We start from the raw sequence: 26,043 nt of genomic DNA, 5'->3' as shown, positions 1-26,043 counted from the left end.
CCGTGGCCCCGAGGTAGGTCGCGTCCGTCCTGCGAGCCCTGCCGAAGGGTGCCCGTGGCGCGGTTCGGGGTGGCCGGTAGCGTGCGGGCATGGTGATGACGGGGAAGCGACGGGTCCTGTACCGGCAGGGCAGTGGGTTCTGGCGGATGACGGCGAAGTGGGTTCTCGTCTTCGGGGCCCTGTACCTGCTGGACGGCGGCCTGTTGCGCTCGTGGGGCGACGCGCTGGTGTGGCCGCTGATCGGGATCCTGCTGTGGGTGCCCTTCGGGATCGGGGTGGTGTGGTACCCGCGGAAGGACCAGCGCGTCGAGCTGACCTCGCAAGAACTGCGCGTGCGGCGCAAGCGGTTGCCGAGGGACAGGGTGAACCTGCTGCACGTGGCGCGGCTGTGGCTGGAGGGGCGGTCGACCGCCGACGACCAGCCGGTGCCGGAATGGATGCGGTTCGAGCGGGTGGTGTGGGTGCCGCTGTGGGACGGCCGGGCGTTCGGCGTGGTGATCCGCGATCCGGCCGCGTTCGCCAAGGTGTTCGGCGCCTTCGCCGTCGAGGCGTGCGGCGGCCCGGACATCGTCCGGGCCAGGGCAGCCGCAGAGAGCTACCCGGACCCGGTCCCGATGCGGCCCCGCCCCGCCCAGGACGCGGGCACCTGGCTGGACCTCCTGGACATCTTCAGCTGACCCCGGGAGGTGGGGGCGTGGGTGGCGCTCGCCGCCGCGGAAATGGCCTCCGGGCGGCGGCGCGCACCACGGGCGCCAAGGGGGCCTCGGCCGCCCGCCGGTCACGGGGCGGCCGAAGCCTACGAGCCCTTGTAGGAACCGATCGGGGTCGCGGTCCCGCAGGACGTCCCGCCCAGCTTCTGGACGGCCGAGATCCGGTCGTGGAGGCCGAACCAGTCACCGAGTTTCGACACCGAATAGCCGGGCCGGACACAGTACTTGGCGCCCCCGTAGTACGCGTCGACGTAGACGTACCAGGAGACGCTGTTGCGGTTCCAGAGGGAGTCGAACCGGTCGTTGTCGCCCCCGAGCGCGGGCGCGGAGGCCGTGTAGGCGGTGAAGATGCCGCCGTAGTCCGCATCGGACCAGGCGCACAGGCGGTTGTCGGCGCACTGGGCGGAACTGGCCGACGCGGGTGCCTGGGCCGTCGCGAAGGCGATCAGTGCGGCGCCCAGGAGGACCGCCGCTCGCTCCCCCGCTCGGCGCGGGCGGGACTTCGTACTCAGTGAATTCGCTGCAACTGCCATGCGTGTACTCCTGCTTCAATGACGGACGGGGTGGCCACCCGACCCCGCGGGGCCGGCGCCGTCACGCATCCTGCCGACGCACGGGTTCCGGCGGCCACGGTGTTAAGCCACCGCTTAACACCGCCCCGCCGCCGGCCACCCCCTCGCGCGTCCCGCCGAGCAGCTCGCGCCCGAGGGCGGTCGTCACGTGCAGCACGTAACTGCCCCTGCGGATCGTGGTGATGAGGCCCGACTCCCGCAGGGCTTTCGCGTGCTGACTCGCCGCCGCCGGGGTGATGCCGAGTCGCCCGGCGAGTTCGGTGGTGCCGCAGCCGTCCACGAGGAGGCGCAGCGCGGCCGCCCGGGTACGGCCGAGCAGGGCGCCCAACGCCTCGTCGGCGCCCGCCCTGTCGCCGTCGTGCCCCAGGACGCGCATGTCCGCCAGGTCGGTCACCGCGGGAACGGTGAGCCGGGGCACCGACTCCTCGTCGTACGGGTCGTACAGGAGGCTGAGCTCGCGCCAGGAGAAGAGCGTCGGCGCGAGGACGATGCCCCGGCCGCCCAGCCGGACATCGACCCGGCGGGGGTGGCGCACCTCCAGCACGGGCGGGCTCCACCGCACCAGCGGCGGGCACAAGGTGGCGAGCAGGCCTTCCACGCCCGCCTCCAGGAAGGTGCGCGCGAGCTGCGCGCGTACCGCTTCGAGGCGCGACCGGGCGGTCGGCCAGTACGGGCCGACGCCCACGCGGTGGCAGGCCGCGAGGGCCGCCGCCAGATGGCGGCGGGCTTCGCCGTCCCCCTCGGCGAGAATCCGCGCCCAGGAGGAGTGGGCGGAGCCGACGGCGACCGCCTCCAGCTCCCGGCGTACGCGGGCGCGCGGAGCCCGTAACAGGGTGTCCACGGCCTCTTCGATGTCGGGCGAGTCACCCGCCAGGGTCAGCAGGTCGAGCCCGGGGCCGTGGTCCGGCACGAGGACGGTGAGCGGCCTGGCTTCCTGCGGCAGCCGGGCGGCCACCTCCGCGCGCCAGTGCCGGAAGGGGACCGCGAGGGAGCGTCTGCCGAGCATCTCCAGGCCGTAGTACGTCTCGGCCGCCGCACCGATGGTGGTGGCGACGCGCGTCCGGGCGAGGTCGTCCGCGGTGAAATGGATGCGCAACACCTGTGGTCCCACTGATCCCGGGCTCGTACGGCGACGCGGGCTGTTCCGGCGTCACTCACACCACGACGGGCCGCTCACCTGACGGGACGGGCACACCGACAGGCAGGCAGAGAGACAGGCAGGCGGCCGCGGTAGCAAGTCTCCGGTGCTGCCGGGCCGCGGTTCAACGCTGTTTCCGGACCTTTTGGGCACGGGCGGCCGCCGGCACCGATCCGTCCGGCAGCCGGCGCCGTCGTGAACCCGATCACCCCTGCGCTGTCAGAGCTTCGCGCGCGGTGGTGAGCAGCCGATCGGAGAGCGGGGAACCGCTGGTGGCGCGAGCCAGGACGAGTGCGCCGAGCAGGGTGCACAGCCGGGTGAGGCCGTCCTCGTCGTCGGTGGTGAGCCACTCGGCGAAGTCGGACACGCCCTCGGCGTAGGTCCGGCGGGCCCCGCTCCCCTCGCCTTCGCGCGCCATGTCGGTGACGAGGGCGGCGACGGGGCACCCGTCCGCCGGGCTGTCGCGGTGCGCGGGGGAAAGGTAGGCGTCGATCAGTGCCCGCTGGGCGACGGCGCGCTGCCCGCCGTACTCCTGGAGCCCGTCCTCGTGGTGCCGGGTGAGTTCGTCGAAGGCATGGGCGGTGGCTTCGTCGATGAGCGCCTCCTTGGAGGCGAACTGCTTGTAGAAGCCGCCGTGGGTCAGACCGGCGGCCTTCATGACGTCGGCGACGCTGGCGTGGGTCCCCTGCTCCCGGAACAGGCGGGACGCCGCTTCCACGACCCGCCGACGGTTCTCGTCCGCCTGCGCCTGCGATACGCGGCCCATCGGCCACCTCCCGTTTGGATGTCGACTGGCATCTATCGTAGACGAGTGCTTAGATTACGTGCGTAATCTAATGACGCGCCGCCGGTGCTCGCCGGTGGCCCTTCGCCGACCCGACGCCCGTAACACCGGGTCCGGGCAGGGAACTGGGAGTGAGCATGGAACTCAACGACGCAGTCGCGGTGATCACCGGCGCCAACCGGGGACTGGGACGGCACCTCGCCGCTCAGCTCGTGGAGCGCGGGGCTACGGTGTACGCGGCCGCCCGGCGCCCCGAGACGGTCGACCTGCCGGGGGTCATCCCGTTGCGGCTCGACGTGACGGACGAGGACTCGATCCGCGCCGCCGCCCGCACGGCGTCGGACGTGACGCTGCTGGTGAACAACGCCGGAATCTCCACCGGAGCCCGGCTGATCGCGGGCGGCCCGGAAGCGGTGCGCCTGGAAATGGACACGAACTTCTTCGGGCCGCTCGCCGTTACACGGGCCTTCGCTCCCGTCATCGAATCCAACGGCGGCGGCGCCGTGCTCAACGTCCTCTCCGTCCTGTCCTGGCTGCACCCCGCCGACCTCGGCGCCTACGCGGCGGCCAAGGCGGCCGCGTGGGCGCTCACCGGCGCGACCCGGGAAGAACTGGCGCCCCGCGGCATCGCCGTCTCGGCCCTGCACGTCGGGTACATGGACACCGGCATGGCCGCCGACGTCCCCGCCGACCAGAAGACCGACCCCGCCGACGTCGCCGCGCAGGCCCTGTCCGGCATCGAGCGGGGACTGCCCGAGATCCTCGCCGACGACATCACCCGGTACGTGAAGCAGAGCCTGGCCGCAGCGCCGGCCGCGGCGTGAAGCGCGCAGCGCACCACCGCTGACCTCACCTCACCGACGAGCACGGACGGACGACGGAGACGCCGATGAAGGCCTTCACGATCGAGCGGTACGGCGACGAGGGCGGCGGGCGCATCACCGAGGCCCCGGACCCGCGGGTGGGCGCGGAGGACGTCCTGGTCCGGGTCCGCGCGGCGAGCGTGAACCCGCTTGACCTCAGGATCCGCGACGGCGCCTTCAAGGCGATCCTCCCCTACCGGTTCCCCCTCGTCCTCGGCAACGACCTCGCCGGAGTCGTGGCCGAGGTGGGGGCGGACGTCACCCGCTTCGCGGTGGGCGACGAGGTCTACGGCCGGCCCGACGCGCACCGCATCGGCGCCTTCGCCGAACTCATCGCGGTCCACCAGAACGACCTCGCCCCGAAGCCGGCCACTCTCACCATGACGGAGGCCGCCTCCCTGCCGCTGGTCGCCCTGACCTCGTGGCAGGCGCTGGTGGAGAGGGCACGGCTCCAGCCGGGCCAGAAGGTCCTGATCCACGCGGGCTCGGGCGGCGTCGGCACCATCGCCGTCCAACTGGCCAGGCATCTCGGCGCACATGTCGCCACCACCGCCGGCGCGGCCAACGCCGCGCTGGTCAAGGAACTCGGCGCGGACGTCGTCGTCGACTACCGGACCCAGGACTTCGAGGAGCTTCTGGACGGCTACGACGTCGTCCTCGACACCCTCGGCGGCGCGACCCTGGAGAAGTCCCTGCGGGTCCTGCGGCCCGGCGGGAAGGTCATCAGCATCGCGGGACCTCCCGACGCGGGCTTCGCCCGCGAACTGGGCGCGAACCCGTTCGTGCGGCAGGCGATGAAGGCCCTGAGCCTGCGGACCCGGCGCCGTGCCAAGCGCCGGGGCGTCACCTACTCCTTCCTGTTCATGCAGGCCGACGGCCGCCAACTGCGGCACCTCACCCGGCTCGTGGAGGCCGGGGACATCCGCCCCGTCGTCGACCGCGTCTTCCCCTTCGACGGGACCCGTGAGGCGCTGGAGTACGCGGAGCAGGGGCGGACGAAGGCCGGCAAGGTCGTCATCACGATGGAATGAGAGCCGCACGAACCAGCCGCCCGACCACCGAGAGCGTGAGGCAAGCCGGACATCTCACTGGATCAGGTCGGTGTGTGGATGCTCGGGTGAGGTCGGGCAGACGTAGATCTGCATGTTGTCCGTGCTGCCCACTTCCACCCCCCGTCGGCTGCGAGGGGTCCTGGGCCGCCCTCCAGCGTCCGCCGCAACTCCGGGCTAAGGTCCAGGCTGTCGGGGTACTCGGTGATCGCTTCCGGCGCCAGCACGCACGGCTCCGGCACGTACCCCGGATGGTCCGCCTCGTACGGCTCCGGTGGTGCGGTAAGGACATCGCCGACCTCCGCGGCCGACCGCCAGAACAGTGCGGTCGACGGCTTGTGATCCGGATCGTGCTCGTACGGACACCAGAGAATCTGCAGCAGATCGGCCTGCCCGGGCGGCCGCAACAGGGGTACGTCACGCAGGAACAGTTGAGCCAAGGGCACACTCGAGGTCGGGGCGCCGCCGGAACTGCAAGCGTCTCTTCAGCCGCACGTCGGTCGGCGACTGGCGGAATCCACTGTCCACGTGCAGGTGCGCGTCTTCGCAGTGCGGCCACGGCTCCCCTTCCGGCCAGAGCAAGGGACCGCCGACCGAGCTGTCCCTGACCGAGGGCGACCCAGGACGTGGATGCAGTCGCACCGCAGGACGTGCCAACGGAGCCGATCTTGCCAGCAGCTACCGACAGCGGGGGGGCACCTGTCGAACGAGAGCACCAGTACCAACTGGCCGCGCGGTCGGGCAAGAGCGTGCTGTCCTGGCTTCCGCAGGACGGCCGAACCAGGAGTTGAACGCATGCCCCTCTCACACCCCTCCCCCGCCCCCGGCGCACGCGCCGCCCAGGCCGCGCGGTGAGCGGCGGACCCCGGCACACCGTGCCGGTCGACGTCCACCTCATCCTGCGCCGCGACGGCGAATCGGGCCCGGAGATCCTGTTGTCCCGCCGCGCCGGCCCCGTGTACGCGACGGGGCTCTACCACTGCCCCTCGGGCCATCTCGATCCCGGCGAGGACATCGTCGCGGCCGTCATCCGGGAGGCGCGCGAGGAGACCGGCGTCCTCATCGACCCCGAGGACGTCACGGCGGCGGTGACCGTCCACCACCGTCCCCCCGTCGGCGCCGGGAGCCGGATCGGCGTGTTCTTCGAGGTCCGCCGGTGGTCGGGGCATCCGGCGGTGAGGGAACCGGACCGGTGTGACGACATGCGCTGGTTCCCGCTGGAGGGCGGACTGCCGGAACCGATGGTGGCCTACTGCCGCGCCGGGCTGGACGCCTACCGCGCCGGCCTCCCCGCAGCGGTGCACTTCCAGCAGCCGGGCGACCCCATCGAGTACGCCCGGGAGGCGCCCGACCGCACCACCCTGCTGGCCGGGCCGCCGACGGCCGGGGTGGGACAGCCGAGCCCCGGCTCGTCGCTGCGGACGCCCCGGGGCAGGCCGTCGTCGTCACCGCGCTGACCGGACGCACACTGCACGGCACGGTCCTCGGTGCCACGGACGAGGCTCGCCTCCAGCAGGGTCTGGGGTCGTCTCGTCCGTGCCCTTCACGGCACCGCGCCCGAGCGGCCAGCCGGGTGCACGACGGCCGCAGGCAAGGTGGGGCGGCACCTGGAGGACGCGCGGCCGTACCTGTTGGACGGCGACGTGGCGCACCACAGCTGTTCGACTTCGAGCGGTCCGAGTACGGGACCGTAACGCGGGACCTGGTGCGGCTGAGCGACACCTGGACCGGCCGACCGGATCTGCGCGCCGCGTTCCTCGACGGCTACGGCAGACAACTCACTTCCGAAGAGGAGCGGCGCCTGGAGTGCGAGGCCGCCTTCGACGCCGTTTCCGGCATCTCCTACGGAACCAGCCACGGCGACCCGGAGGTGACCGAGCGCGCCCGCCGCACCCTGCGCCGCCTCAACGCCGCCCCCCGCCCGTGAATTCGGCATGCGCACCCTCCGGGGCGTCCCGCCCCGGCGCCGCTCGTCTCGCGCGGTGAGGGAGAATGGGCCGCATGACGATGTGAAGAGCACACGCCGAACGTTGGTACTGGCGCAAGGTATCGGCCTGGGAGACGGTCTCCGACGGGGAGCGGCTCGTCTGTGGTGTGTGCGGGACGCCGGTCCGCGCCCATCAGTACCGCTTCCACCCGCCTGAGTCCTCCGCGTTCGAGCGGTGCGTCGGGGTCGCGTGGTGTTCCGGCTGCCGGGTCTACTCCGGCTCGATGGTTTACGTGCCCCGGGAGCGCGTGCTCGTCGATGCGCTGGCCTCGCTGCCTCGGGAGCAGGCGGAGCGGCTCAGGCGGAGCGAACGCGGGCTGGTCGAGTACCTCGACAGGCAGGGGGCCGGGGGCGATGTCCCTGCCGGACGCTGAGGCGGCCGACGGTGCTCGCGGGCCGGGGCGGGCCCGCGAGCGGTGCTTTGTTGGCTTCGTCGCCGGGGTGGGTCAGCGCAGGCCGGCGAAGAGGTCGGTCTCGGGGAGGGCCGCGCCGGTGGTGTCCTTCACGCGAACGAAGGTCTCCGTGCCCATCAGCTCGCCGAACCTCTCCTTGCCCATCCGCAGGAAGAAGATGTTCTCGCCCTGGCTGGCGTGCGCGGCCAGCGCGTCGAACTTCTGGCCGCTGAAGGCGACGGTGTCCACCCAGGTGGTGATCTCGTCGTCGGGCAGGCCGATCTCGGCCAGCGCGGCGGCCTCGGCGGGATCCGGCTCCGGCATGTCCTCCTCGAACTCGCGCATGACCTCGCCGAACCGCTGCATCGCCGAGCGGGGCATCGTCGTCCAGTACACCTTCGGCGTCAGCCCGGTCATCTCCAGCGCCGCCGTCGTGATGCGGTTGGCCTGGATGTGGTCGGGGTGACCGTAGAAGCCGTTCTCGTCGTAGGTGACGACCACGTCGGGCCGGTAGTGCCGCATCAGGTCCGCGAGTCGGGCCGCGGCCTCCTGCACGGGGGTCTGCCAGAACGAGCCGGGGGCGTCGTTGCTCGGCCAGCCCATCATTCCGGAGTCCGCGTAGTCGAGCGTCTCCAGGTCGCTGATCTTCAGGACGTCACAGCTCGCCCGGAGTTCGCGGCGGCGCATCGCGGCGATGGCCGCGGGGTCGTGTCCGGGGTCGCCCGGCTTGAGACCCCCGGGGCCGTCTCCGCACCCGCCGTCGGTACACGTCACGAGGACCGTGCGGATGCCTTCCGCCGCGTACCGCGCGAGTACCCCTCCGGTCCCGGTGGCCTCGTCGTCGGGGTGGGCGTGTACTGCCATGAGCGTCAAGGGCCGGTCCGTCATGAAAAAGTCCTCCTGCAGACAAACGTCGTGGTTCGGGTGCTCTCCGTGGTGCCCGCCCGTACGGGGTCGGCCCCTCGGTCGGTGCAACCCGCCCACCCGGCCGTCTGTTCCCGCCGCGGCGGTCCGGCCCCGCAGAGCGCGACCGGCCTGCGGGGAGGTGTGGTGCGAGGGGCCGTGGGTTGCACGGCCCCTCGCACCGGGTGTGGGGCGCCCCGTTCCCGCCCTCGTCGTACGGATCTGCACATGGTGATGAACTGTGCGCTGTGCACTGTCACTTGTACGCGGTGCTGAGCTGCATTGTTGGTGAGGAATCGAACCCCTGCGTTGCTCTTCACGCGCCGAGGGCCGGATGAACCGCCGGCCCGCGGTGTGTGCACGCCTCCGCGGCGACTACCTGCTTCCCACACCCTGCTCGTGGCGCCGGTCCCGGTCCGGTGAGGACCGGGCCGGTCAGTCCTCGATGAGGTCGATCTCCCAGTTGGTGCGCTGGATCAGACTGTCCACCTCGCGGATCTCCTTGGCCATGAGATCCGCCTGGGCGCGCAGGTCGGCGACCGGAAGGGCCGCGAGGATACGGAGTTCGGACCGCAGCTGCCGTACGCCTCCGCGCTGGTCGCGTCCGGAAGCGGCATCGGCGGCCGCGGTGGTCACCGAGTGGCGCAGCCGCAGGACGTCCCGGCGGGCGAGGGCGTCGGTGAGGGTGCCGCCGCCCTCGATGAGCGCGGTGGAGTTGGTCCGGTTGATCTGGCGGATCAGCCGCTCCAGCTCGTCCAGCACCTCTCCGGCCTGGGCCAGGACGTCCGCCGCGTTCTCGGCGGGTTCCTCGCCCTCCTGGTAGCGGGCGCTGCCGACGACCCGGGCCCGCAGCTGCTCGACCCGCCGCGCCGCCTCCGCGCGCTGCGCGAGCGCCTCTGCCAATTTCACCGCGTCATCACCTTGACGTCCTGCCACCGCTGCGTCCTGCTGATCGTCCGGCAAGTATGCACGGGGGCGCCCGGCGGTACGGCGCGCGGGGCCCCGGCGGTGGCCCACGGCATCGGCGGGGCCGGACTCAGGACACCTGCGGCGAGGCGGAGTCCGATGTGCGGCCGCCGTACGCGGCGTTCATGCGCCGGGCTTCCTCCAGCTGGTCTTCCAGGATGACGATGCGGCACGCGGCTCCGATGGGTATGCCCTGGTCGACCAGTTCGCGGGCGCGTGCGGCGATGCGCAACTGGTAGCGGGAGAAGCGGCGGTGTCCGCCCGGGGAGCGGAGCGGGGTGACGAGCCTGGCTTCGCCGAGGGCCCGGAGAAAGCCCTGCGTGGTGCCGAGGATGGCGGCGGCCCTGCCCATGGTGTAGGCGGGGAAGTCGTCGTCTTCGAGACGGTCGAACGGATCGTCTCCCGTGTCTTTCGCTTTCTGCATGGGATGCCTCGTCGCATGCGTGGAGGGGGCCCTGGTGCCGTACGGCACCAGGGCCCCGAAGGAACAGTTACACGGTGGTACCGCTGGTACCGGTACTGCTACCTGCTGCCCGGCAGTTCATCTCAGCAGTTCGTCCGTCTCTGCCGGGCTCTGCGGTCTCGCTGGCTACAAGAGAAACCATAGCCACCTCACCGGCGAATGTCTATGCCAGCGAATAGAGATTTTCGCGTGCGCTTCAGGAAGGTATCGGGGTTGCCCGGGGCGGCGCGGGCTGCCGGGGCAGGGTCGCGGCGGGCGCTCCCGCCCCGCGCGGGGCGGAGGCCGCTGCGCTCAGCGGGCGACGCAGCAGGTGCGTGGGGGTGGGGACGCCGCCGCGGCCGTCGGCGGCCGGGCACAGCCGGTCGGTGAGGTCCAGGAGGCGGCGCGGCTGGGGCTGCCAGCCGTGGGCGGAGAACGTGATGCCGCGCGCCTCCAGGCGGCGGGCGAAGTCGAGCAGCCCGTGCAGGCCGCAGACATCAAGGAAGGGCACGTTCCGCATGTCGCAGGACACCGCCGTGACGCCGTCGGCGAGGCGGGCCCGCACCTCGTCGAGAGCCGATCTGGTCTCCAGGTCGAGTTCACCGGCCGGGGCGAGGTACACGGTCGTCCCGTGGCGCCTCATCATCATCTGGAAATCCATGCGTTCCACTTCACCCCGACCAGCGCAGTTCATGCGCGTCCGCCCCGATCGGGGCACCGGATGGCCGAAACGACGTCCGCGCCGTCCGGCAACGGCCAGAGGAGCACCCGGGCACCGCCCGCGTGGCGCCGGGGACCGGGGATCCTCATGCCCTGCGGAACAGGTCCTCGCCGTCCCCGGGAGGTCGCCGGCCTCCCGAGGGGATCCCGCGGCGGGGCACTTCGCGTCCTGCGGCGAGCCATTCCCGCTCCAGCGCCTCGTAGATCGGGGCCTCCCCCATCGGCACGTCGGGGATCCCCGCCCCGGGGAGCGGCGCATCGCGCGGCGGCGCCTCGGAGGCCGGCCCCGACCCCGCGGACTGGCGGGCGTGCCGCCGCCGGGGGGCGAGCCGGCCGTACGGGACGTGCTCGGGGTACGGGGTCGGCAAAACGGTTCTGTACTCCATACCCAGGCCAACGAACCCGCCCCCGCCGCGTGACGGCACGCGACCATACCGTCACCTCACGGGCAGGCGCGCCCCGGCGGCTACCGCGGCTGCCGTTCGGGCCGGTGGAGGGCGCCCTCGGTCACCTGTTCCCGCGGCGTGCCGACCGGCTCCGGCCCCCGGGGATGAGCCTGCAGGCCATCAGACGGCCCACCCAGCGGCGGCCGCGGTCCGGGCAGGGCGAGGTCCCGGCCGGTGTGCAGGGAGAGGGCACGGCCACGCCGTCATGGGCGAAGCACTCCCAGGCGCCCCCCGTTTTGCATACCTTGACACAAATCATCCCGGGTTCTACCACAGTGGGTACATCCCGCACCGGTGACGAGAGGGAGGTCTGGAGGCCATGGCAGGAACACCGCACATCGCGACCACGGTCACCCGGCACGACTCCGGACGCGTGCGGGTCGCCGTGGCGGGGGAGATCGACATCCTGAGCGCTCCGCGGCTGCGGTCGGCGCTGGGCGAGGCCTTGTCCGACGGCGCCCGCGTCGTGGAAGTGGACTTCGGCCAGGTGGAGTTCTGCGACTGCTACGGGCTCGGCGTCCTGCTGGGAGCCCGCCGCCGGGCACGCGGGAAGGACGTCGCCCTGAAGGTCGTCGGGGTGGAATCGCCCCTGGTGAAAAGTCTTCTGCACCGGACCGGCACGGCCGCGGTTCTGCTGGAGCCGTCCGGCCACGACTGACCACGACCGGACACCCGCCGCCCCCCGAACCACCCCTGGCGCACGCCCCCTTGTGCCGTGCGGCGGCGCGGCCCAGCCTGGCAGCCATGACCACGAGAGAGCACTTACGGCGGCGCTGCGGCGCCGTTCTCGCCCTGGCCGCCGCGCTCGCGCTCGGCCTGAACTCCGGTGCCTCCGCGGCCGGTCCGCCGGAAGGCACCGTCCGCTACGCGGGCGCGCCGAACGCCGTCGCCGGGAGCTACCTGGTCCTCCTGGCCCCGGGCCGCGCGACGTCCCGTACCGCGAGCGGCCGCAGCGTCGTCGACCGGGCCGGCGGCAGGATCACCCGTACCTACGACGCGGCACTGAACGGCTATGCGGCCACGCTGACGGAACGCCAGGCCCGGCGGCTCGCGGCGGACCCGGACGTCGCCCAGGTGGTGCAGAACCGGAAGCTGAGGCTCGACGCCACCCAGCCGAGCCCGCCCTCCTGGGGGCTGAACCGGATCGACCAGCGCCGCCTGCCGCTGGACACCTCCTACACCTACCCGGACTCGTCCGGCCAGGGCGTCACGGCGTACATCGTCGACACGGGCGTCCACATCACGCACCAGGACTTCGGCGGACGCGCCTCCTACGGCTACGACGCCATCGACGACGACATGACCTCCGAGGACGACCACGGCCACGGCACCCACGTCGCCGGGACGGTCGCGGGCTCGACCCACGGCGTGGCCAAGCAGACGAAGATCGTCGCCGTGCGGGTCCTCGACTACACGGGCGAGGGCACCACGGAGCAGGTGGTCGCGGGCATCGACTGGGTGACCCGCAACGCGGTGAAACCGGCGGTGGTGAACATGAGCCTCGGCGGGGACCCCGACGAGGTGCTCGACGCCGCCGTCCGCAACTCCATCGCCTCGGGCCTCACCTACGCGGTGGCCGCGGGCAACCAGGCCATGGATGCCTCGGGCCACTCGCCCGCCCGGGTCCAGACGGCCCTGACGGTGGGAGCGGTCGGTGATTACGACCACCGCTCCTCGTACTCCAGCTACGGTCCCCTGGTGGACCTGTTCGCCCCCGGTGACTCCATCTCCTCGGCCGCGTACTTCTCGGACGACTGGTACATGGACATGTCCGGTACCTCGATGGCCACCCCGCACGTCACCGGCGCGGCGGCGCTCTACCTCGCCACCCACCGGACGGCGACCCCGGCGCAGGTCGGCGCCGCCCTCATCGGCTACGCCAGCACCGGATCGGTCATCGACCCGGGTCCCGGATCCCCCAACCGGCTTGTATACAGCGGGAGTTCGGCGCAGCGGCCGCCGGGCAGGCGGTTCGCGAACACCACGGACGTCCCGGTGGCCGATCTGGCCACGGTCTACTCGCCGGTGACCGTGAGCGGGGTGAGCGGCCGGGCCCCGGCGGACCTCGACGTCGAGATCGCCGTCAAACACTCCGACGTCGGCGACCTTCGGATCGACGTGATCGCTCCGGACGGCACGGCCTATCCGATCAAGGACGAGTGGGAGGCGTGGATCGAGACCGACTACACCGTCGTCCACGCGGTCAACGCCTCCTCGGAGACCGCGAACGGCGTCTGGCGGCTGCGCGTGTTCGACACGCGGAGCGACCACACGGGTTACATCGACTCGTGGGCGCTGCGCTTCTGAGCCCTTGATGGAGTAAGAGAGGAGCAGGAGCGGCGGGGCCCGGATCGCGGCCCGCACGTCGCGTCCTTCCCCGCCCGCGGTCCCGGGGGGCACCGGCTGCATCCGCCGGGCCGCGCGGCGCGGAAGAAGGACGTGGGCACGCGGAGCGGGAGGGCGAGAGTGGGCTGGGACGCCGAGGTGACCGTGGTCGGGGCGGGGGCGGCCGGGCTGTCCCTGGCCGCCCGGCTCGCCGAGCCGCTCCCCGCGGGGACGCGGGCGCCGCGCGTCGTCGTACTGGAGGCGCCCCCGGGTCCGCTGCGGTCGCCCGACCGGACCTGGTGCTACTGGGAGGCGGGGGCCGGGCCCTACGACGAGATGCTGACCGCGAGCTGGGACCGGCTGCGCGTGTACGCCCCGGACGGCGCCGCCATCGACCGGCAGCTGGGGCCGTTCCGGTACAAGATGCTGAGGTCGGACCGTTTCGAGGCGGCGATGGCCCGGCGGCTCGACGCCTACGGGGTCGAGGTCCGGCCGATGACCGTGGAGACGGCCCGCGACGGCGCCGAGGGGGCCCTGGTCAGTGGCCGCGACGCCGCCGGGGCGCCCGTGGAGGTCCGTTCCGGCCTCGTCTTCGACTCGCGTCCGCCGCGGCGGCTGCCCGCGGCCAGGACCACACTGCTCCAGCACTTCCGGGGCTGGTTCGTGCGCACCGCACGGCCCGTCTTCGACCCGGGTACGGCGACGCTGATGGACTTCCGGCTCCCCCAGCCGCCCCACGGGCTCGCCTTCGGTTACGTCCTGCCCCTGGGCCCGCACGAGGCGCTCGTCGAGTACACGGAGTTCTCCGCCGCCACCCTGGACGACGCGGCGTACGACCGCGCCCTGCGCGACTACTGCGGCTCGCTGCTCGGACTCGGCGCCTACGTCGTCCAGGGGAGCGAGCACGGGGTGATCCCCATGACCGACGGCCGTTTCCCGCGCCGCACCGGGCGGCGGGTCTTCGTCGTCGGGGCCGCGGGCGGGGCAACCCGGCCGTCCACCGGCTACACCTTCGCCGCCGTCCAGCGCCAGAGCCGCCGGCTCGCCGCGGCGGTGCGCGCCGGTCACTCCCCCGCGCGCGTCGCGGCCGTGCACGGGCGCAGGGCGCTCGCGATGGACGCCGTCCTGCTGCGGGCGCTCGACACCGGGCGGGTGGACGGCGCGTCCTTCTTCGCCCACCTCTTCGCGTCACTGCCCGCCGAGCGGGTCCTGCGGTTCCTGGACGGCGCGACGACACCCTGGGAGGACCTCGGCATCGGTCTGCGCACCCCCGTGCTGCCGATGCTGCGCTCGCTGGCCGAACTGCCCTTCCTCCCCCGAACCGCCCCGGCCGCAGGGCCGGGGCCCCGCTGAAAGGCTGTCATGTCACTGCTGCGCGACGACGCCCTGTCGCATGCCTTCGACCGTGCCTCCGGCCGCTACGACCTGCTGGTCGGCGCCAATCCCGGCTACCACCGGCACCTGCGCCGCTCGGCCCGCCGGCTGGGCCTGCCCGGTGAGGGCGCCGGGTCCCGGGTCCTGGACCTGGGCTGCGGTACCGGGGCCTCCACGGCCGCGCTGCTGTCGGTCGCGGGCCGGGCCGCGATCACCGGGGTGGACGCCTCCCGGGGCATGCTGGACCGGGCCGAGGCCAAGGAGTGGCCCGCGAGCGTACGGTTCGTCCACGCCCCGGCCGACCGGCTCGGCGAGGTGAGCGGCGGGGAGCCCTTCGACGCGGTCTTCGCGGCCTACCTCCTGCGCAACGTGCCCGACCCGGACCGGACGCTCGCGCAGGTACGGGCCGCGATGGCACCTGGCGCGCGGATCGCCGTCCACGAGTACGCGCTCAGCGGGAAACCCGCGCACCGGGCGCTGTGGACGGCGGTGTGCCGGGCGGTGATCATGCCGCTGGGCCGGGCCGGCGGGGACGGCGAGCTGTACGAGCACCTGTGGCGCAGCGTGCTCGCCTTCGACACGGCGGGGGCCTTCGCGGAGCGCATGCGCGCCGCGGGGTTCACGGACGTACGGGTGCTGCCGCTGCCGGGGTGGCAGACGGGGATCACGCACACCTTCGTGGGCCGGGTCGCCGCGTGAGCGGGCACCCGGGCCGCGACCGGCGGGCGCACCGGGTGCGCGTCGCCGGGGGCCGGGAGCGGGTGGGGCCCGACGGGCCGCGGGTGGCGGTGGCGGGCGGCGGCATCGCGGGGCTCGCGGCGGCCACGGTGCTGGCCGAGCGGGGCGTGCGCGTCACCCTGTACGAGCGGGACGCGCAGCTCGGCGGACGGCTGGCCGGGTGGGAGACCCGGCTGGCGGACGGGTCGCCGGCGACGATGAGCCGGGGGTTCCACGCCTTCTTCCGGCAGTACTACAACCTGCGGGCGCTGCTGCGGCGCACCGACCCGGGCCTGCACGGTCTGACGGGGCTGCCCGACTATCCGCTGCGCCACCGCGACGGCGGGCGGGACGGTTTCGCGCGGGTCCCGCGCACGCCGCCGCTCAGCGCGCTCGGCTTCGTTGCGCGCAGCCCGTCGTTCGGCTGGCGCGACCTCGGCCGGATGAACGCCCGGGCCGCCCTGCCCCTGCTCGACGTGGGGGTGCCGGGGGTGTACGAGGCGCTGGACGAGGTGAGCGCGAGCGCGTTCCTGGCCCGGATCCGTTTTCCGGAGGCGGCGCAGCACCTGGCCTTCGAGGTGTTCTCGCGGAGCTTCTTCGCGGATCCGGCGACGCTGTCGGCGGCCGAGCTGGTGCTCATGTTCCACATCTACTTCCTGGGCTCCAGCGAGGGGCTGCTCTTCGACGTCCCGCGCGAGCCCTTCCCGCAGGCGCTGTGGGATCCCCTCGCCCGGTACCTGGAGGGCCTGGGCGTGGAGCTGCGGACGGGAACCCCGGTGCGCGAGGTGCGCCCGCTGGGGGCGGACCGGGTGGAGGTGGTGGCCGAGCGGGCCGAGCGCTTCGACGGGATCGTCCTGGCGCTGGACACGGGCGGTCTGCGGTCGGTGGTGGGCGGGTCTCCCGAGCTGGTGGACCCGGCCTGGCGGGCCCGGGTCGGCGCCCTGCGGACGACGCCGCCGTTCCTGGTGTCGCGGCTGTGGCTGTCGCGGCCGGTGGCGGGAGACCGGGACGGCTTCCTGGGGACCAGCGGCTACGACGGGCTCGACAACGTCAGCGTCCTGGACCGCTGGGAGGGCGAGGCGCACCGGTGGGCGCTGCGGACCGGCGGATCGGTGGTGGAGCTGCACGCCTACGCGGTGGACCCGGCCGAGCGGCGCGCGGAGGTGGAGGAGCGGATGCTGCGGCGGCTGCGGGAGGTGTACCCGGAGACGGCGCGGGCGCAGGTGCTGGACGCGCGGCACGAGTGGCGCGAGGACTGCCCACTGTTCGCCGTCGGCGGGTACGGGCAGCGGCCGGGCGTGCGCACGGGCGACGCCCGCGTGAGCGTGGCGGGCGACCTGGTGCGTACGGGGTTGCCGGTCGCCCTGATGGAACGGGCCGCCACGAGCGGGTTCATGGCCGCCAGTGCCCAGTTGGAGCGGTGGGGCGTGCGGGGCGAGCCGCTGTGGACCGTACCGGCCCGGGGCCGCTCCGCCGTGGCGAGGGCCCTGGCGGGCCTGGGCGAACGGCCGGCCGCGCGGCGGTGAGGGGGCCCGGCGGGTACCGGTTCCGCCGGGGCGGCCGCCCCTCCCCCGGCGGCGGGTACCGGTTCAGCCGGGGAAGCGGCCGGTATCGCGCAGCTGCCAGCGGCGCTCCGCGTAGGCGAGGTCGTCCCGCCACAGCCGGCCCGCGGTGCGCCGCATCAGCGGCCTCAGCAGGGGCGCCGCGGCGCGCGCGACGGCGAACCCGGGGCGGCCGGAGCTGGCGACGACGGCTTCGACGACGCGGGTGCGGGGGCGGCCGTCGCGGCCGGTGCCCAGCGGCGTGGCGTGCGTCTCCACGACGGAGCCCGCCCCCTCGCCCTCGACGATGCGCATCACGACGGTGCGGGGGCCGGGGGCGGTGAACTCCGCGGTGACGGGCACCACGACGCGCGAGGCCACCTTGAACGAGACCCGGACGGTGAGGACACCGGTCCCGGCGCCGACGTCGAGCACGCTCAGGTCGACGAAGGAGTACGGGTGCAGCCACGCCCCGTGCCAGGGGTCGAGGCGGTTGGCGACGATGTCCTCGGGCTCGCAGATGCCCGTGCCGGTGTACACCGCGGCCAGCGAGGTGGCGGCGGCCGGGCGCGGTGGCACGTCGGGGGCGTCGAGGGGCGGTTCGCCGCCGAGCGCGTCCAGCCGTACCCAGGCCAGGACGCCGTCGTCGTGCGCGGGGTGGGGGCTCCAGCCCGCGAAGGGCGCGCCGTCCAGTGCCAGCCCGTGCCAGGGGCAGATCAGGGTGCCGCAGCGGACGGGGGCCCGGTCCAGGGCGGCGCCGAGGTGCGGGCAGGCGCCGGGGCCCGCGACGAGGGCGCCGTGGGCGTCGCGCCAGGCCACGACCTCGCGGCCGCCGACCGTGACACCGAAGCCGGAGTCGGCTCGTACGGCCGAACTGGGCCCGAGGACGTACCAGTTGCCGGTGGGCCGGGCCTGGGCCTCCTTCAGGGCGGTGGCGATGAGCGCGGGCGAGGCGTCCCGCCAGGTGGGCCGCTGCCGGTGCCAGGCCACCGGGTCGCGGCGCAGGCCGACCGGGAGGCGGGGGCGGCGAGGGGGACGCGGGCTCACGTGGACGGCTCCTCGACGGCGGATGCGGCGGGTGCGGTTCGGGGGATACGGGCGGCGGGCGCCGTCAGGCGGGCCGCGGCGATCCCGGCCAGGCCGACGGCCGCCACCGCCGCCCGCCGGGTCAGGGGGACGGCGGAGCGCTGGTGGACGCTGGCGTAGCCGTCGCGGGCGATGGCGTCGAGGATGCCCCCGTAGAGGATGAAGGCGGTACGGACGCAGGGCCGCGAGACGGGTTCGAGCATGTCCAGCCCCGGCCGCGCGGCGGTGTAGAAGCGCCGGGTGAGCGCGGCGGCGGACCGCAGGGCGCGGACGATGCGGGGGTCGCGCCGCCCGGTGCGCCTGCTCCACCGGAGCAGTTCCCGGTCCACGCCCTCGGCGGCGAGCAGGTCGGCGGGCAGGTAGACCCGGTCGCGGTCGAGGTCCTCGCCCACGTCCCGGAGGAAGTTGGTGAGCTGGAAGGCCTCCCCCAGCGCGGCGGCGTGCGGGGCCGCCTCCTCCCGCGGGGCGGTGTGGCCGAGTACGGGGAGCATCTGGAGTCCGATGACGGCGGCGGAGCCGTGCATGTAGCCCCGCAGGTCCTCCAGGGTGGCGTAGTCGGTGACGGTCAGGTCGCTGCGCATCGAGGCGAGGAAGTCGTCGAAGTGCCGGTGCGGGATGCGGTAGCGGTGGGCGGTGTGGGCGACGGCGGTCACCACGGGGTGGTGACCGGGTCCGCCGTCCATGGCGGTCCGGAGGTCGCGGGAGAGGGCGTCGAGCCGGGGCCCTCGGTCGCCGGGGGCCGCCGGGTCGTCGACGATGTCGTCGGCGAGGCGGGCGAAGCCGTACAGGGCGTGCACGGCCGGGCGCCGGTGTGCGGGGAGCAGCCGGGTGGCGAGGAAGTAGGTCCTGCCGTGCTGGGCGTTGAGGTGGCGGCAGCGGGTGAAGGCCGCGCGCAGGGCGGGGTCGGTGATGGCCGCCGCGTCGAGTTCGCGCCGTGTCATGCGGGGTTGCCTTTCCTCTCTTCGGCGAGGGGCCGGGGACCTGCGGCGAGGGGCCGGGGACCTGCGGCGAGGGGCCGGGAAGGGGCGGTGCGGCGGGGCGCGCGGGGCACGCCGGTGATGCGCGCGGCGGCCAGTCGGCCGGAGATCAGGACGGTGGGGACGCCGACGCCCGGGGTGGTGCCGCATCCGGCGAGTACGGCGTTCGCAGCGCCGCGGACGAGGTTGCGGGGCCGGAAGGGACCCGTCTGGGGGAAGGTGTGGGCGACGGAGAAGGGGGTGCCCGCCGCGTGGCCCTGCGCGGTCCAGTCGGCGGGGGTGACGAGGACCTCCGTGTCGATGGCGTCCTCGAAGCCGGTGAGGCCGCGGCGCTCCAACTCCCGTAGCAGGGTGCCCCGGTAGCGGGGGCCCAGCTCCGCCCAGTGGGCGGCGGGGGGGCCGACGGTGGTGTTGGGGCACGGCGCCAGCACGTAGTGGGTGTGCTTCCCGGGCGGGGCGAGGGCCGGGTCGGTGGTGGTGGGCCGGGTGACGAGGAGCGAGGGGTCGCTCATCAGGTCGCCGGTGCGGGTGAGTTCCTCGAAGGTGCGCTTCCAGGCCGCCCCGAACAGGATGGTGTGGTGGGCGAGTTGGGGCCAGGTCCGGTCGGTGCCGACGTGCAGGACGACGGCCGAGGGACTGTGCCGCAGGGCGAGGGGGCGGCGCGGCCGGGCGCCGAGCAGGCCGTAGGCGACGGGCAGGTCGGGGGTCAGGACGACGGCGTCGCAGGGCACCCGCCGGCGGTCGGTGACGACGGCTGTGATCCGGTCCCCCAGGCGTTCCAGGCGGGTGACCTTCTCCCCGTACAGGAGGGTGGCGCCCGCGTCCGCCGCGGCCCGGGACATGGCGGTGGGCACGGCGTGCATGCCGCCTTCGGGGAAGTACACGCCGGCGATGGTGTCCATGTAGGCGATGACCGCGTAGGCGGCGAGCGCACGGGCCGGCGGGACGCCCGCGTAGAGGGCCTGGAAGGAGAAGACGCGCTGGAGCCGCTCGTCGGAGAGGAACTGCGCGATCTTCGGCTGGAGGCGTCCGAATCCGCCCAGGGCGGCGAGCTTGGCGAGGTCCGGGGTCAGGAGCGAGAGGGGCGAGTCGAAGTTTGCGTCGATGAAGCGGCCCATCTGGGCCCGGTAGAGGGAGTGCAGCCACTGGCGCAGGCGCCGGTAGCCGGCCGCTTCCCGGCCTCCGGCGAAACGTTCGATCTCGGCTTCCATCGCCTGGGCGCCCGTGTGGACGTCGAGGCTGCTGCCGTCCGCGAAGCGGGCGTGGTAGGCGGGGTGCAGCGGCCGCAGCGGGAGTCGGCTCGCCATGTCCTGGCCGACCGCCGCGAAGGCCTCCTCCAGCAGGTGCGGCATGGTGAGCACGGTGGGGCCGCTGTCGAAGCGGTAGCCGTCGCGGTCGATGCGGCCCGCGCGGCCCCCGGGCAGCAGGTCGCGTTCGACGAGGGTGACGCGCCGCCCGGCGCCGAGCAGGTGCAGGGCGGCGGAGAGGCCCGCGAGTCCGGCGCCGACGACCACCACGTGGTCGGTGCGCCCCGTGACCGCCTTCACCGGGTCCCTCCTTCGGTGGCCGAGGCGGCCGGGGTGCCCGGGTCGACCGGGGCGGCCGGGGTGGCCGCGGCAGCCCGAGGAGGCGCGGGCGGCGCGGGCGGCGAGGCGACGCGGTCCAGCAGCTCGGCGAGGTGCCGCGCGGCGGGCCCGTGCAGGCCGGCCGAGGCGAGGGCCCGGGCGGAGGCCCGGCCCAGGCGGGCGATGCGCCGTTCGACCAGGGCCGGGGCGCCCGTGGCGCACAGGGCTTCGCGGACCGCGGCCAGTAGCGAGGGGGACGGGTCGGCTTCCTCGCGGCAGGCGCGCAGCAGGTCGATGACCTCGATGGCGCCGGTGTCCCGCGCGCGGGCGTGGGCCAGGGCGACGAGGTAGGTCGCCTTCCCCGAGCGCAGGTCGTCCCCCGTGGGCTTGCCGGTCACGGCCGGGTCGCCGAAGACACCGAGCAGGTCGTCGCGCAGCTGGAAGGCGATGCCCGCGGAGCGGCCCGCGGCCCGCAGGGCGTGCGTGGTGGCCGGGGTGGCGCCCGCCAGCGCTGCGCCGAGGGCCAGCGGACGTTCGACGGTATAGCGGGCGGTCTTCAGGCAGACGGTGCGGACGGCCCGCGCGGCGGAGCGGGACGCGGTCGTCTGGCCGAGGAGGTCGAGGTACTGGCCCGCGACCATCTCGGTGCGCATGGCCCGCCAGATCCGCAGGACGTCGGCGCGCACGGCGGGGTCGAGGTCGGCCGCGGCCACCAGGTCGTCGGCCCGGGCGAGCGCGAGGTCCCCGGCGAGCACGGCGGCCGACGCGGCGAACGTCGAGGGGCCGGCTCCCTGGGGGGCCGAGGCGGCCGCGTACTGGAAGGCGAGCCGGCGGTGGAAGGAGGGACGCCCCCTGCGTACGGCCGACTGGTCCATGACGTCGTCGTGGATCAGCGCGCAGCTCTGGATGAGTTCGAGCGCGGCGGCGACGCGCAGGGCCGCCGGGGCCTGCGCGTCGCCGCCGCCGCACGCGCGCAGGGCCCACCAGAGGAAGCGGGGCCGGATGCGCGAGCCGCCCCCCAGGGTGAAGAAGGACAGCCGTTCGGCGATGTCGGCGGCGAAGACGCCGTCGAGGGCGCGGCTGTCCTCCATGAGCTCCGCGCAGACGGACCTCAGCTCGCGCGCCACGGCGCCCGCCACGTCCGCGTCGACGGAGTCCGCGCGCGTGGCGGCCACGACGGGACGCACGGGCGGGTGTGACCGTTGAGAGGTGGGCAGGGGATGTCGGGCGACCGACCTCGCTTGCATCTGGTCCTCCGGATCGTGAGGGGGCGCTTGCCCCCTGTTCCGCTTGCACCGGGCGGACGGATGCGCTCGGCCGGGTTCCCTTTGAGCCACAGCCATCCGTCCCCCGCCACGGCGGCCGTCACCGCGCGGGGTCCCGCGATCCACCCGTTGGGGCGCATCGGGCGGGGGACGTCGCACGAATGGCTGCGGCTTCGGCGGGTAGGTGCGCCGCTGAGCTGGGCATTTAAGGAGTCAATACCTGCCTTGGCCAACTTTTTATCCGCAAGCGCCCCTTTTGATTTGCCTGGAGCAACCAACTTTTTTTACGGTTGCCCGAAGCAACCATGTGGGAGGTGTGATGGCCGGACGAACGCACTACGAGGAACTGGCGCGCGAGCTCAGCGCCATCGGCGCCGTGCGGCGGGACATGGGGCGGATCCTGCCCCGGGGCTGCCCGGTGGCCTCCGCCGCCGTGCTGACGCTGCTCGGCCGGCACGGCGCCATGCGCATGAGCGCGCTGGCCGAGCTGCTCTCCGTCGACATGTCGGTGACCAGCCGCCACGTCGCACACCTCGCCGACCGGGGCTGGGTGGCCCGCTCCCCCGACCCCGACGACAGACGCTCGCGCATCCTGCGCCTCACCGCCCCCGGCCAGGAGCAGCTCGACGAACTTTCCCGGCGTACGACGGGTCTCCTCGCCGAGCGCCTGGCCCACTGGCCCGCCGACGACGTGAACCGGCTGGCCCAGCTCATGGGCCGGCTGCGCACGAGCTTCGGCGACGGCCGCTGAAACGGCTGTCCCCCGGACCCGCCCCACCCGTACGCCCGAACGCCCGAACACCCGCAGAAGAACGTTAGGAAGCCCATGGCAACCACCACACCGACCGGTGTGCGGGGCTCACACGCCAAGCACGGAGGCGGCGACGACGCGGCGCCGATGACCCACCGGCAGATCATGGAGGCCCTCTCCGGCCTGCTGCTCGGCATGTTCGTCGCGATCCTGTCGTCGACGATCGTCTCCAACGCCCTGCCCCACATCATCGGCGACCTGGGCGGCGGCCAGTCCGCCTACACCTGGGTCGTCACGGCGGCGCTGCTCTCCATGACCGCCACCACCCCGCTGTGGGGCAAGCTGTCCGACCTGTACAGCAAGAAGGCGCTCGTACAGATCGCCCTCGTCATCTACGTCCTGGGATCGGCCGCCGCCGGCCTCTCGCACAACGCCGGCATGCTCATCGCCTGCCGCGTCGTGCAGGGCGTCGGCGTCGGCGGCCTCTCGGCCCTCGCCCAGATCGTGATGGCCGCGATGATCTCCCCGCGCGAGCGCGGCCGGTACTCCGGCTACCTCGGCGCGGTCTTCGCCGTCGCCACCGTCGGCGGCCCGCTGCTCGGCGGCGTCATCACCGACACCGAGTGGCTCGGCTGGCGCTGGTGCTTCTACGTCGGCGTCCCCTTCGCGATCATCGCGCTGATCGTCCTGCAGAAGACCCTCCACCTGCCCGTCGTCAAGCGCGAGGTGAAGGTCGACTGGGGCGGGGCCTTCCTGATCTCCGCCGCCGTCTCCCTGCTGCTGATCTGGGTCACCTTCGCCGGTGACAAGTACGACTGGCTGTCGTGGCAGACCGGCGCCATGGTCGGCGGCTCGATCCTGCTCGGCCTGCTGTTCCTGCTCGTCGAGAGCCGGGCGAGCGAGCCCATCATCCCGCTGCGCCTGTTCCGCAACCGCACGATCGCCCTCTCCTCGATCGCCTCGCTGTTCGTCGGCGTCGCGATGTTCACCGGCACCGTGTTCTTCAGCCAGTACTTCCAGCTGGCCCGGGACAAGTCCCCGACCATGTCGGGCGTGATGACCATCCCGATGATCGGCGGCCTGTTCCTCTCCTCCACCGTCTCCGGCCAGGTCATCACCAAGACCGGCAAGTGGAAGGCGTGGCTGCTCAGCGGCGGCGTGCTGGTGACGGCCGGTCTGGGCCTGCTGGGCACGATCCGCTACGACACCGAGTACTGGCACATCGCCGTCTTCATGGCGCTGCTCGGCCTCGGCATCGGCATGATGATGCAGAACCTGGTGCTGTGCACGCAGAACCAGGTGGCCCCCGCCGACCTCGGCTCGGCCAGCTCCACCGTGACGTTCTTCCGGTCCCTCGGCGGCGCGATCGGCGTCTCCGCGCTGGGCGCGGTCATGGCCAACCGGATCACCCACTACGCCAAGGACGGACTGGCCACGCTCGACCCGAAGTACCGGGCCGCGGCTGCCGCCGCCAACACCGGCGGCAGCATCCCGGACATGAACAGCCTCCCCGCGCCGCTGCGCACGGTGATGGAGAGCGCGTACGGGCACGGCATCGCGGACGTCTTCCTGATCGCCGCCCCGCTGGCCCTGATCGCCTTCCTCGTGACGATCTTCATCAAGGAGGTCCCGCTGCGGACCGCGGGCGGCCTGGCCCGGACCGAGCCGTCCGACGCATCCGGCCCGGTCACCGCTTCCGCCCCGACCGCCCCGTCCGCTCCCACCGCCGCCATCCCGCAGCAGGATGCCGGTCCCGTACCCGGTGGCACTCCGGTACGCGGCCACGTCCGCGGCGCCGAGAACGCGCCCGTGCCGCAGGCGGCCGTGACGCTGATCTCGCTCTCGGGGCGGCAGCTCGACCGGTCGGTCGCGCGGGAGGACGGCGGGTACGCCGTCGAGGCACCCGGAACGGGCTCCTACGTCCTGATCGCCTCGGCCAACGGCTTCCAGCCGCAGGCCTCCACGATCGTGGTCGACGGCGAGCCGCTCGCCTACGACATCCTGCTCAGCGGGACCAGCGGTCTGCGGGTCCTCGTACGGGCCTCCGGGGCCGGGACGCCCGTCGCGGACGCCATGGTCATCGTGACCGACGTGCGCGGTGACGTCCTGGCCACCGGGACCACCGGACCCGACGGCGAGCACTGCTTCACCGACCTGGTCCCGGGCTCCGTGACCGTCGCGGTGAGCGCACCCGCCCATCGCCCGGTGGCGCTGCCCGTCGAGATCGGCGGCGCCGGTGTCACCAGCGTGCCGGTCGAACTGAGCGCGGGCGCGCGGCTGCGGGGTGTCGTACGGGCGCCGGGCGGACCGCTCGGCGACGCCCGGGTCACGCTGGTGGACGCGGCGGGCAACGTCGTCGGCACGGCCAGGACCGGTGCGGACGGCGCGTACGCCTTCGCCGACCTCGGCGGCGGCGACTACACCGTCATCGCGACCGGATACCCGCCGGTCGCCACGTCCCTGACCGTGGGCGGTCCGGGCGTCGAGGGGCACGACATCGAACTCGCCCACCCCGGCGATTAGCCGTGCGCGGCCGGTGGGGGCGCGCCCCCACCGGCCGGCGCGGTCCCGGCGGGACGTTCGGCACGATCATCGAGAAGCTGTACAGGGAGACAACGGGATGGCACTGACCGCACGGATCCGCACGCGGGACGGATGGGCCGTACCGCACGCGGTCGTCACGGTGACCGACGCGACGGGCGCCCAGGTGGTGCGCGCCGAGGCCGACGGCGAGGGCGCCGTGCGCGACGCGACCGCGCTCGCGCCGGGGGCGTACACCGTGATCGTCACCGCGGTCGGCTACGCGCCCGCGGCGTCCAGCGCGCTGGTGACCGCGAGCGGCCGCGCCGAGGTGGGCAACGTGGTCCTGGCCCGCACCGGCGGCACCGAACTGCCGCCGCCCGGGCCGTGGACGATCGATCCGGCGCACTCCTCGGTGGGCGCCGTCGCGCAGCACCTCGGCATCTCCAGCGTGCGCGGGCGCTTCACCTCCTTCTCCGGGCGGATCGAGGTCTCCCCGGGGGAGGTGTTCGCGTCCCGGGTGGAGGCGGTGATCGCCGCCGCGTCCGTGGACACCGGCAACGCGACGCGTGACGGTCACCTGAGGTCGGCGGACTTCCTGGACGTGGAGACGTATCCGGAGATCCGCTACCGCTCCTCGGGCCTGACCCCGGTCGGGGCCGACCGGTGGACCGTCCACGGCGAGCTGACCCTGCACGGGGTCGTCCGTCCCGTCGACCTCGACCTCGCCTACCTGGGTACGGGCGCCGATCCCTGGGGCGGCATACGGGCCGCCTTCCGTGCCACCGCGGAACTGCACCGCGAGGACTTCGCGATGCACTACAACCAGGTGGTCCAGGCCGGCATCGCCGCCATCGGCACCACCCTGAAGGTGGAACTGGACATCCAGGCCGTGCAGGGGGACGCGCTGCCGCTCTGACGGCCGGCGCCGGGCAGCGGCGCGCCGACGG

25 protein-coding genes are annotated in these 26,043 nt (G+C 73.8%); 13 read left to right on the top strand and 12 right to left on the bottom strand.

Annotation, left to right across the window (positions count from 1 at the left end):
- Positions 1 to 89 precede the first annotated feature (89 nt).
- Entirely contained in the window at positions 90 to 677 is a 588-nt protein-coding gene (locus AC0693_RS12500; protein ID WP_478801690.1) for a hypothetical protein, read from the top strand.
- 119 nt (positions 678 to 796) lie between these two features.
- Here AC0693_RS12500 and AC0693_RS12495 read toward each other — a convergent pair whose 3' ends face one another.
- The 3 genes from AC0693_RS12495 to AC0693_RS12485 form a co-directional block, all read right to left on the bottom strand.
- On the bottom strand, positions 797 to 1,243 hold the full coding sequence (locus AC0693_RS12495) for a peptidase inhibitor family I36 protein (protein ID WP_478801689.1): 447 nt from the start codon (positions 1,241 to 1,243) through the stop codon (positions 797 to 799).
- Positions 1,244 to 1,304: 61 nt separating this feature from the next.
- Entirely contained in the window at positions 1,305 to 2,381 is a 1,077-nt protein-coding gene (locus AC0693_RS12490; RefSeq protein ID WP_478801688.1) for an ArsR/SmtB family transcription factor, read from the bottom strand.
- A 244-nt stretch (positions 2,382 to 2,625) separates the two neighbouring features.
- On the bottom strand, positions 2,626 to 3,186 hold the full coding sequence (locus tag AC0693_RS12485; RefSeq protein ID WP_469316818.1) for a TetR/AcrR family transcriptional regulator: 561 nt from the start codon (positions 3,184 to 3,186) through the stop codon (positions 2,626 to 2,628).
- Between the two features lie 155 nt (positions 3,187 to 3,341).
- Between AC0693_RS12485 and AC0693_RS12480 the strand changes: the two genes are divergently transcribed.
- From AC0693_RS12480 to AC0693_RS12465, 4 genes are all read left to right on the top strand, one after another.
- Positions 3,342 to 4,028, top strand: a complete 687-nt coding sequence (locus AC0693_RS12480) for an SDR family oxidoreductase (protein WP_468465706.1) — start codon at positions 3,342 to 3,344, stop codon at positions 4,026 to 4,028.
- A gap of 65 nt (positions 4,029 to 4,093) precedes the next feature.
- Positions 4,094 to 5,098: an NADP-dependent oxidoreductase gene (locus tag AC0693_RS12475; protein ID WP_478801687.1), complete on the top strand. Its 1,005-nt coding sequence runs from the start codon at positions 4,094 to 4,096 to the stop codon at positions 5,096 to 5,098.
- An 869-nt stretch (positions 5,099 to 5,967) separates the two neighbouring features.
- The gene (locus tag AC0693_RS12470) at positions 5,968 to 6,573 is read left to right on the top strand and encodes an NUDIX hydrolase (protein WP_478801686.1); all 606 of its coding nucleotides are present in this window, start codon (positions 5,968 to 5,970) and stop codon (positions 6,571 to 6,573) included.
- A 248-nt stretch (positions 6,574 to 6,821) separates the two neighbouring features.
- Positions 6,822 to 7,043, top strand: coding sequence for a hypothetical protein (locus AC0693_RS12465; protein ID WP_478743333.1), 222 nt, complete (start codon positions 6,822 to 6,824; stop codon positions 7,041 to 7,043).
- 506 nt (positions 7,044 to 7,549) lie between these two features.
- Here the strand turns inward: AC0693_RS12465 and AC0693_RS12460 are convergent.
- From AC0693_RS12460 to AC0693_RS12440, 5 genes are all read right to left on the bottom strand, one after another.
- Positions 7,550 to 8,383 (bottom strand): PIG-L family deacetylase, encoded by an 834-nt coding sequence (locus AC0693_RS12460; RefSeq protein WP_468465714.1) that lies wholly within the window; start codon positions 8,381 to 8,383, stop codon positions 7,550 to 7,552.
- A gap of 450 nt (positions 8,384 to 8,833) precedes the next feature.
- A complete protein-coding gene (locus AC0693_RS12455) occupies positions 8,834 to 9,307 on the bottom strand; it encodes a DIP1984 family protein (RefSeq protein WP_468465716.1) in 474 nt (157 codons plus the stop codon).
- Positions 9,308 to 9,434: 127 nt separating this feature from the next.
- Positions 9,435 to 9,788: a MerR family transcriptional regulator gene (locus tag AC0693_RS12450; protein ID WP_468465717.1), complete on the bottom strand. Its 354-nt coding sequence runs from the start codon at positions 9,786 to 9,788 to the stop codon at positions 9,435 to 9,437.
- A gap of 235 nt (positions 9,789 to 10,023) precedes the next feature.
- Positions 10,024 to 10,467: an STAS domain-containing protein gene (locus tag AC0693_RS12445; protein WP_478801685.1), complete on the bottom strand. Its 444-nt coding sequence runs from the start codon at positions 10,465 to 10,467 to the stop codon at positions 10,024 to 10,026.
- 145 nt (positions 10,468 to 10,612) lie between these two features.
- A complete protein-coding gene (locus tag AC0693_RS12440) occupies positions 10,613 to 10,894 on the bottom strand; it encodes a hypothetical protein (protein WP_478801684.1) in 282 nt (93 codons plus the stop codon).
- Between the two features lie 397 nt (positions 10,895 to 11,291).
- Here AC0693_RS12440 and AC0693_RS12435 point away from each other — a divergent pair, with 397 nt between their 5' ends.
- The 5 genes from AC0693_RS12435 (at position 11,292) to AC0693_RS12415 (ending at position 16,914) form a co-directional block, all read left to right on the top strand.
- A complete protein-coding gene (locus tag AC0693_RS12435; RefSeq protein WP_478801683.1) occupies positions 11,292 to 11,630 on the top strand; it encodes an STAS domain-containing protein in 339 nt (112 codons plus the stop codon).
- A gap of 86 nt (positions 11,631 to 11,716) precedes the next feature.
- Positions 11,717 to 13,279 (top strand): S8 family peptidase, encoded by a 1,563-nt coding sequence (locus AC0693_RS12430; protein ID WP_478801682.1) that lies wholly within the window; start codon positions 11,717 to 11,719, stop codon positions 13,277 to 13,279.
- A gap of 159 nt (positions 13,280 to 13,438) precedes the next feature.
- Positions 13,439 to 14,650: a lycopene cyclase family protein gene (locus AC0693_RS12425; RefSeq protein ID WP_478801681.1), complete on the top strand. Its 1,212-nt coding sequence runs from the start codon at positions 13,439 to 13,441 to the stop codon at positions 14,648 to 14,650.
- 9 nt (positions 14,651 to 14,659) lie between these two features.
- Complete coding sequence (locus AC0693_RS12420) at positions 14,660 to 15,370, top strand: class I SAM-dependent methyltransferase (RefSeq protein ID WP_469335272.1); 711 nt, start codon at positions 14,660 to 14,662, stop codon at positions 15,368 to 15,370.
- Complete coding sequence (locus AC0693_RS12415) at positions 15,367 to 16,914, top strand: FAD-dependent oxidoreductase (protein ID WP_478801680.1); 1,548 nt, start codon at positions 15,367 to 15,369, stop codon at positions 16,912 to 16,914. The genes AC0693_RS12420 and AC0693_RS12415 overlap by 4 nt, the downstream gene beginning before the upstream one ends.
- Before the next feature lie 63 nt (positions 16,915 to 16,977).
- Here AC0693_RS12415 and AC0693_RS12410 read toward each other — a convergent pair whose 3' ends face one another.
- From AC0693_RS12410 to AC0693_RS12395, 4 genes are read right to left on the bottom strand one after another with little or no spacing between them, the layout of a single operon-like run.
- A complete protein-coding gene (locus tag AC0693_RS12410) occupies positions 16,978 to 17,976 on the bottom strand; it encodes a Rieske (2Fe-2S) protein (RefSeq protein ID WP_478801679.1) in 999 nt (332 codons plus the stop codon).
- Positions 17,973 to 18,956: a phytoene/squalene synthase family protein gene (locus AC0693_RS12405; protein WP_478801678.1), complete on the bottom strand. Its 984-nt coding sequence runs from the start codon at positions 18,954 to 18,956 to the stop codon at positions 17,973 to 17,975. Before AC0693_RS12405 ends, AC0693_RS12410 begins: the two co-directional genes overlap by 4 nt.
- A complete protein-coding gene (locus tag AC0693_RS12400) occupies positions 18,953 to 20,539 on the bottom strand; it encodes a phytoene desaturase (protein ID WP_478801677.1) in 1,587 nt (528 codons plus the stop codon). Before AC0693_RS12400 ends, AC0693_RS12405 begins: the two co-directional genes overlap by 4 nt.
- Positions 20,536 to 21,732 (bottom strand): polyprenyl synthetase family protein, encoded by a 1,197-nt coding sequence (locus tag AC0693_RS12395; protein WP_478801676.1) that lies wholly within the window; start codon positions 21,730 to 21,732, stop codon positions 20,536 to 20,538. Before AC0693_RS12395 ends, AC0693_RS12400 begins: the two co-directional genes overlap by 4 nt.
- A 409-nt stretch (positions 21,733 to 22,141) precedes the next feature.
- Here AC0693_RS12395 and AC0693_RS12390 point away from each other — a divergent pair, with 409 nt between their 5' ends.
- The 3 genes from AC0693_RS12390 (at position 22,142) to AC0693_RS12380 (ending at position 26,012) form a co-directional block, all read left to right on the top strand.
- Positions 22,142 to 22,573 carry a MarR family winged helix-turn-helix transcriptional regulator gene (locus AC0693_RS12390; RefSeq protein WP_478801675.1) on the top strand — a complete coding sequence of 144 codons (432 nt, stop codon included), beginning with the start codon at positions 22,142 to 22,144 and terminating at the stop codon, positions 22,571 to 22,573.
- Between the two features lie 147 nt (positions 22,574 to 22,720).
- Positions 22,721 to 25,096 carry an MFS transporter gene (locus tag AC0693_RS12385; protein ID WP_469316938.1) on the top strand — a complete coding sequence of 792 codons (2,376 nt, stop codon included), beginning with the start codon at positions 22,721 to 22,723 and terminating at the stop codon, positions 25,094 to 25,096.
- Positions 25,097 to 25,193: 97 nt separating this feature from the next.
- Positions 25,194 to 26,012 (top strand): YceI family protein, encoded by an 819-nt coding sequence (locus AC0693_RS12380; RefSeq protein WP_469335677.1) that lies wholly within the window; start codon positions 25,194 to 25,196, stop codon positions 26,010 to 26,012.
- Positions 26,013 to 26,043 lie beyond the last annotated feature (31 nt).

It is taken from the genome of Streptomyces sp. NPDC043876, assembly GCF_056435825.1.
Note: the sequence above shows the minus strand (reverse complement) of the source record. Positions and strands in the feature narration are given on the sequence as shown.